The sequence below is a fragment of the Mesorhizobium sanjuanii genome (assembly GCF_002529485.1).
Taxonomy (GTDB): Bacteria; Pseudomonadota; Alphaproteobacteria; order Rhizobiales; family Rhizobiaceae; genus Mesorhizobium; species Mesorhizobium sanjuanii.
Genome location: NZ_NWQG01000104.1, coordinates 55,093 through 61,921, shown reverse-complemented (window position 1 = coordinate 61,921; position 6,829 = coordinate 55,093). Strand labels below are relative to the sequence as shown.

8 protein-coding genes are annotated in these 6,829 nt (G+C 57.8%); all 8 read right to left on the bottom strand.

Annotation, left to right across the window (positions count from 1 at the left end):
• Positions 1-300 precede the first annotated feature (300 nt).
• The 8 genes from CN311_RS32615 to phnG all read right to left on the bottom strand — a co-directional run bounded on the left by CN311_RS32615 (position 301) and on the right by phnG (position 6,769).
• The gene (locus tag CN311_RS32615) at positions 301-459 is read right to left on the bottom strand and encodes a hypothetical protein (RefSeq protein ID WP_165779730.1); all 159 of its coding nucleotides are present in this window, start codon (positions 457-459) and stop codon (positions 301-303) included.
• A gap of 429 nt (positions 460-888) precedes the next feature.
• Positions 889-1,638, bottom strand: coding sequence for a phosphonate C-P lyase system protein PhnL (phnL, locus tag CN311_RS17035; protein WP_097574915.1), 750 nt, complete (start codon positions 1,636-1,638; stop codon positions 889-891).
• A gap of 52 nt (positions 1,639-1,690) precedes the next feature.
• Entirely contained in the window at positions 1,691-2,896 is a 1,206-nt protein-coding gene (gene phnM, locus CN311_RS17030) for a phosphonate metabolism protein PhnM (RefSeq protein WP_097574914.1), read from the bottom strand.
• On the bottom strand, positions 2,897-3,694 hold the full coding sequence (gene phnK / locus CN311_RS17025) for a phosphonate C-P lyase system protein PhnK (protein ID WP_097574913.1): 798 nt from the start codon (positions 3,692-3,694) through the stop codon (positions 2,897-2,899). It lies immediately after the preceding gene.
• Entirely contained in the window at positions 3,691-4,641 is a 951-nt protein-coding gene (locus tag CN311_RS17020; protein ID WP_097574912.1) for an alpha-D-ribose 1-methylphosphonate 5-phosphate C-P-lyase PhnJ, read from the bottom strand. Before CN311_RS17020 ends, phnK begins: the two co-directional genes overlap by 4 nt.
• Complete coding sequence (locus tag CN311_RS17015; protein ID WP_097574911.1) at positions 4,638-5,744, bottom strand: carbon-phosphorus lyase complex subunit; 1,107 nt, start codon at positions 5,742-5,744, stop codon at positions 4,638-4,640. Before CN311_RS17015 ends, CN311_RS17020 begins: the two co-directional genes overlap by 4 nt.
• On the bottom strand, positions 5,745-6,350 hold the full coding sequence (gene phnH, locus CN311_RS17010) for a phosphonate C-P lyase system protein PhnH (protein ID WP_097574910.1): 606 nt from the start codon (positions 6,348-6,350) through the stop codon (positions 5,745-5,747). It lies immediately after the preceding gene.
• A complete protein-coding gene (gene phnG, locus CN311_RS17005; RefSeq protein WP_097574909.1) occupies positions 6,347-6,769 on the bottom strand; it encodes a phosphonate C-P lyase system protein PhnG in 423 nt (140 codons plus the stop codon). Before phnG ends, phnH begins: the two co-directional genes overlap by 4 nt.
• Positions 6,770-6,829 lie beyond the last annotated feature (60 nt).

Genomic DNA, 6,829 nt, shown 5'->3' with positions numbered 1-6,829 from the left:
ATATTAAATTGGCTAAATAAACTTGTGTTGCGGACCCGACAAAGGTGACAGGAGATGTCGGATCGCGTTGGCCGCGGAGGCCGGAAAGCAGCTAGCTGTTAAAATCAGACGCTTGGTAGCCGGCATCGAACAGCCGGGGGCGACCCTTTTCGACCTTTCGTTCGGAGAACTTCTACGGCAAGCCCTGACCCGATGCGATGCCTACAGTTCGTCAACGAGCGCCTCAAACTCGCCGCTCGCATGACGACGTTCGGCGTCACACTGGGAGGAGTATCGCGGGTCGCATCCCGACGGTTACGGCTACTTGAGCAGTTTCTGGTAGGCAACGCTCGCGACCCGCAACGCTGCCTCCGCAGCCTCGTTCGCCTCGCCAGCGAACTTCAGGCGCCGACGACGCTTGGACACCGGGTCAGGCAGGCCTTCGCCAACGTCGTCGCCCTCGGCAAGAAGCTCGGGCATTCGCTTGATGAGATCGTAGATTGCATGGACCACCTCCTGGGGGTGGGGAAGGACGCTCCACGCGAGAAGAAGCGCTCGTAGGTGTCCAGTAACGCCGCCTCGTAGAGGAACCGGAATTTGCGTGAGAAGATCAGAAATGCGTCATCACTAAGATAACGAAAAAGTGCCATCTGTGGCGTTTACCCCAAGCTGCCACGAATTGTATGCCACCGCTTGGCGAGCTAAACAACCTGAGACACGCGCCATCGAGGACAATATTCGACCATCTTGGCGCAACATTTTCTACTTGAATGGCCGGAAACGGTCATCTCAAGTTAGTTGCCGAGCTAGCTGGACCCACAGCATGCGAGCGCGAGCTTGGTCGGTTTTGCTTCCCGAAACCATCGGCCGCGCGATTAGATGGCGTATCAGGTGAGGATGGGTCCCGCATCAGACCGCAACCTTGCCGGCAGCAAGTTGCGACAGCCAGTCGTCTGCCGAAAGCTTCCCGACCGCGAACAACCGATCAGCAACCGCTCGGCGTACCTCTTCATCATGGAAGATGCCGACGATCGCTGCCCCGCGCGCCTTGGCTTCGGTGATGAGGTCGACGACGGTAGCCCGGTTGGCGGCGTCGAGAGAAGCCGTCGGTTCGTCGAGGAGTAGGATGGGGTAGTCGACGACGAAGCCGCGGGCGATATTGACACGCTGCTGCTCGCCACCGGAGAAGGTTGCTGGTGCGAGCGGCCAGAGCCGTTGGGGAATGTTGAGACGCGTGAGCAGCGTTTTGGAAAGCGCTTTGGCCTGGTCGGCCGGGATGCCCTTGGCGATGGCGGGGCCCGCGACGACGTCGAGGGCGGGCACCCGCGGGATGACGCGCAGGAACTGGCTAACGTAGCCGATCGCGCTGCGGCGGATTTCGACGACCTCCCAAGGTTCGGCGGCGAGAAGATCGACGGTTTCGTTCCTATGTACGACGAGGATCTTGCCGGCATCCGGCTTGTAATTGGCGTAAAGCGAGCGCAGGAGCGTCGACTTGCCGGCGCCGGAAGGACCGACGAGGCAGACGCACTCACCGGCGTTGACCGTGAGTTCGATATTGTCGAAGACAGGCAGGACAATGCCGCCCTGGGCGTGCAGCGTGAAGGTCTTGGCAAGGCCAACGGCGCGAAGTGCGGGGTCCGTTGCTGAGGATATCACCAGACAATTCTCCTTGAGGTCATCGGACCGTATGCTTGCGGTCCGCTTTCTGTCAAAATACTTGACGACCTTGCCTCCACACTCCGCGAACAACGGGAATGTCGGCGATTTCAACGATGTGGCAGAGATCGGCGCGGCCGCCGATTCCAATCATCCCTCTGTCGCAAAGGCCGGTCACCGAGGCAGGGACCGAACTAACCGTGGAAATGGCCTTCGTAAGACTCATCCCGATCGGATCCCTTGTCAGTTGAAAGGCTCCATGCAACAGGCTCGCCGGAACGTAATCCGAGGCAAGGATGTCGAGGTGACCGGTTGTCGCCAGCTCACGGGCGCTTATGTTTCCCGAGTGCGAGCTGCCGCGAACGATATTCGGTGCGCCCATTAAGATGCAAATGCCAAGGGAGCGCGCAATTTCCGCAGCAGCCCGGGTTGTCGGAAATTCAGAGATCAAAACTCCAGCGTCATTCGCTTCTCGAACATGTTCAGGTGTTTCATCATCATGGCTGGCGAGCGGCAGTTGCCGAGCGCGCGCAAGGGCAATAATTCGGCTTCGGTTTTGAGGTCCTATCGTCCGTGAGGCATCGATCCATGCTTCGATTCGACGGTCGGCGTCCTCTGCCGACCAGCCATACTGCTTGATTTGCATTTCACGGAAGCGGTCGAGTTGGGGCGATTGGCGATGACCAGGGGCATGGTCCATCACCGATACGAGTTTCACAAGCGGATCGCCGACCAAAGGCGTGAACACGGACATCACCTCTTCGTCGGTCACCTCGCAACGCAAATGCAGAAAATGATCCGCTCGAAGCAGTCCGTGGGCCCTGGCTTCACGAATCCCGTCGATGAGAACGGGTAGGATGCGAGCTCGATCAGCTTGTCTGGTATGATCCCGGGTCGTTGATCCTATGCAAAGGGAATCGAAAACTGTCGTGATGCCGGCTGCTATGACCAGCGCATCGTGTGCCATGACCGCCGAAAGATGATTCCACACCACGCCGGCGCGCGGCAGTGCATGCTTCTCCGAATTGTCGGTATGGAGATCGATGAGGCCTGGCGTCACATAGCCGCCTTCGAGGTCGATCGCGCCAGGCACTGTGCTTCTGCCGGCGGCGATGTCGTCGATGTAGCCATCGATGATGTGGACTGTTCCATCATAAACTTCATCCGGCAAAACAAGTCGCGCGCCGGTTAATGTCAGTTCGTTCGTGGAGAGCTTGGCCGCTGCACGGTGCGGTGAAGTATCCGTTCTTATGATCATTCAGAGCACCGAGGAAACGAGAAGCTGCGTGTAGGGATGATGCGGATCGTCCAGAACCTGGTCGGCGAGGCCGGTCTCCACCATGTTTCCTCGCCACATCACGATGATGCGGTCCGCCAATAGTCGGGCAACAGACAGGTCGTGGGTGACTATCACGACAGCCACTCCGATATTCATGACCAGGCACCGCAGCAGGTCGAGCAGCCGGGCTTGAACCGATACATCGAGGCCGCCCGTCGGTTCGTCCATAAAGACGAGGCGCGGCTTGGTAACGAGAATTCTGGCAATTTGCAGACGTTGCTGCATGCCACCGGAAAACGTTTTCGGTCGATGATCTGTGCGCAGCAGGTCAATCTCAACCTTGGCAAGCCAATCCTGAGCTTCTTCTCGTATGCGACCATAGTGGCGTGCACCGACTGCCATTGGCCGCTCCCCTATATTGCCACCAGCGGTGACTTCCATTCTAAGGCCATCTCGCGGGTTTTGGTGGACGAGTCCCCAGTCCGTCCGCATCAGCTTCCGGCGTTCCGGCTCCGATAAGGTCAAAATGTCCGTCGGTCCTTTATGATTCAGATCGTAAATGACGGAACCCTGATCAGGCATCAAACGTCCCGACAGGCAGCTGAGCAACGTCGACTTTCCGGATCCGGATTCCCCGACGATCGCGATGATTTCCCCTGGAAAGAGATCGAACGAAAGGTCCCGGCAGCCTACCGTCTTTCCATACATTTTCGTGAGCTGCCGGACGGAAAGCAGCGGCTGGCGGCGGGCGGGCTGGAACTGAGCCGCTGCTCTCATCGTGATTCCGATCCCGTTGCGATTTTCGAGGGTAAGAGCAATTCGATGTCGGCGGGATCGCCACGATCCGGTCCAAGGTGACCATGGTCCCGGCGAGTAGTGCAGTAGTCGGTGTCCGAGCAAACGAACATCCGCCGACCCTTGTCACTCATCACGATCTCATCGAGATAACTGTCAGTCGCCCCACAAAGGGAGCAGCATTGCCTCCATCGCTGCACACGAAACGGATGGTCTTCGAAATCCAGGCTCTGCACCTGTGTGTAGGGGGGGACGGCGTAAATCCGCTTTTCACGGCCCGCGCCGAAAAGCTGAATGGCTGGATTGTTCGCTATCTTCGGGTTGTCAAATTTGGGAATAGGTGAGGGCGACATCAAATATCGCCCGTTTGTCATAACTGGATAGCTGTTGGTCGTCGCAATATGACCAAAGCGCGCGATATCTTCGTAAAGCTCGACACTCATCAGACCATATTCTGCATAAGCATGCATCTTACGGGTTTCGGAGTCCCTCGGTTCCAGCCGGCGCAACGGTTCGGGCGACGGCACTTGGTAGACGATAATTTGTCCCTCCTTGAGAGGCGTTTCGGGCACCCGATGACGTGTTTGAATGATTGTGGCAGCCTCGGTTATTTCGGTCGTAGCGATGCCGGCCACACGCTTGAAAAATCGCCGGATGGAGACAGCATTCGTTGCGTCGTCCGCGCCCTGGTCAATCACCTTCAGCGTGTCGTTTGGTCCAATGACACTGGCTGTGACTTGAATGCCGCCGGTCCCCCACCCGTAGGCCAGCGGCATTTCGCGGCTGCCAAACGGAACCTGAAGGCCTGGAACGGCCATGGACTTCAAAATGCATCGCCGGATCATCCTTTTGGACTGTTCGTCCAGATACGCAAAATTGTAGGGTTGGCGGAAGCTGCGGCCGGCTGCGTTGCCATGAGGTCCCGTCATTCCGCGGCCTCCTTGCTTGAAAGGCGGCGGTTATGCTCCTCCCGCAACTGTCTTATGAATTGCAGGTCGCCCTGGAAATCGACATAGTGAGGCAAAGTGAGATGCGAGACGAAACCGGCCGCCTCGAGATTGTCGGTATGGGACAGAACGAACTCTTCATCCTGAACAGGGTATTTTGCTTCCTCGCCGTATTCCCGACAGCGCAACGATCGGTCAACGATTGCCATTGCCATCGCCTTGCGCTCACTCTTTCCAAATGAGAGACCATATCCGCGGGTGAAGCGCGCAGGCTCGTCTTCCGAGCCCCCGAAGAAATCCAGCATCTGGCATTCCGTGACGATGATATCGCCAATAGAAACAGAAAAGCCCAATTCCTCGGGTAGGATTTCTATCGTAACGTCCCCAACCCTTGTTTCCCCTACGTAGGGATGGGCAGCGCCATAGCCACGCAGCGCTGAATACGCCAAACCCACGACAAATCCCTCATCGCCACGGGCCAGATTTTGCAAGCGCTGATCGCGACCGGCGGGCATGGCAAGAGGATCTCGGGTGAGATCGAAAACAGGTGACTGATCGGGTTCCGGCAACTCGGCTTCAATCAGGTCTTCGTCGGAAATGCTGTCGAAGGCACGCGGAAAAGTTGGATCCAGCGGATCATCCGCGACCTTCGCTTTCGGCTTGTCGCAATCAACAATATCGAGGTGATCAAAATCAAGCAGCCTATGTGTGTACTCATAGGTCGAACCGAGTATCTGCCCTCCGGGAATGTCCTTGAAGGTTGCTGAGACACGTCGCTGAATGGCCATCCGGGCTGTATCGAGCGCGTTTGACACTGCCAAGCGCGGTAGAGTCGTGCGAAACGCCCGGAGAAGGAAGATCGCCTCAACGGCGTCGCCTTGGGCTTGTTTCAATGCCAATGCCGCAAGCTCTCTATCGTAGACAGAGCCCTCACACATCACTCGGTCGACAGCAAGACCGAACTGCTCGGCAATCTGCCGGACCGTGAGTTCGGGAACTGCTGGGTCTCCCCGCCGATCCTCCGCAACCAAACCATGTGAGTTGAGGATAGCCTCCTCCCCACCTTTTACGGCAACATAGGCCATCTAGATCTCCCCGGAGATGCTGCGAGGAAGAGCGATGATTGCATTTCCGGACGTAAAGAGAACATCGACTCCACTCGGATAAAGCTCATGATTGAGCTTCCAGTCCTCCCAAAACCAGGATGCAAGCCCATCAACGTCCACCGAAACTTCGCGCTGGATGCCCGGCCCACGCCACCGAACGGGCGGACCGCCGTTTAGAGATGGCACCTGAACAACAATCGTCGTCGAGGCCTGAGGCTCCAATTCTGTTCCGGGATTGAACTCGGCCAAGCGCGGCATCGTCATCGGATTCGCCACAATGGCAAATGTCGATCTTTCAACGCTGTCCACAAACGGCACCCCGCAGTGAAACCCAAGGTACTTGCGAACCGAAGGTAGATTCGACCGGGAATCGAGCCAGACCGGTGTTTCGCAATCCGCAAGCGTGAGGCAGACGGCGGCGGTCGCCGGATCAAGGGGACCGACTGCCGCAGTGGCAGAGACCAGCGTTTGCGGCCTGCCGACATATGCATACGCATCTAACACACGGCGGAATGTGTCCTGGCTATCGAAGACAGGATTTGCGAATCCGGGCTCAAGCCCGGCAGTATCCAAAACGCTGATCATTCCGGACTCATGCCTCGAGCCATTGCGAAAAAGTGGACCTTAGTCGAAGCCGCTTTGCGGCTCTTGATCTCACGGCGGGCGGATTGCGCGATTCCAAATTCGGTAACGAACCGAAGTACGCCGCTCGCACTGTCATCTGTTCCTTGCAACAGCGCATCGAAAACTGCCGCCAGTTGTGCATGACGCTGGTCGCGCCCGAGGACGAAGGCGAAGCCCGTCATGCCATCGGCCAACCTAACGGCACATCGGGTCATCGTGACCTCACCAAGGTTGAATAGGGCGCCCGTACCCCCGGCGCGTCCACGCACAAGCACGAGGCCGGTTTCCGGTCGGCGAAGCCAATCAAATTGCGGCTGGATGGCCAGGTTGTCCCAGGCCCGCTCAAGTTCATCGCATCGGGCTCGCGCGAGAACCGCCATCCATCGCTGCCGCTTTACAACTTCAATCCGCACCGGTGTTCGCCGCTTCGATTAAACGCC

What these genes read in the sequence shown, in the direction of transcription:
- phnH (WP_097574910.1), bottom strand. Translation starts at nt 6,350, where the DNA reads ATGATCAGCGTTTTGGATACTGCCGGGCTTGAGCCCGGATTCGCAAAT.
- CN311_RS17020 (WP_097574912.1), bottom strand. Translation starts at nt 4,641, where the DNA reads ATGACGGGACCTCATGGCAACGCAGCCGGCCGCAGCTTCCGCCAACCC.
- phnK (WP_097574913.1), bottom strand. Translation starts at nt 3,694, where the DNA reads ATGAGAGCAGCGGCTCAGTTCCAGCCCGCCCGCCGCCAGCCGCTGCTT.
- phnM (WP_097574914.1), bottom strand. Translation starts at nt 2,896, where the DNA reads ATGATCATAAGAACGGATACTTCACCGCACCGTGCAGCGGCCAAGCTC.
- phnG (WP_097574909.1), bottom strand. Translation starts at nt 6,769, where the DNA reads ATGGCGGTTCTCGCGCGAGCCCGATGCGATGAACTTGAGCGGGCCTGG.
- CN311_RS17015 (WP_097574911.1), bottom strand. Translation starts at nt 5,744, where the DNA reads ATGGCCTATGTTGCCGTAAAAGGTGGGGAGGAGGCTATCCTCAACTCA.
- CN311_RS32615 (WP_165779730.1), bottom strand. Translation starts at nt 459, where the DNA reads ATGCCCGAGCTTCTTGCCGAGGGCGACGACGTTGGCGAAGGCCTGCCT.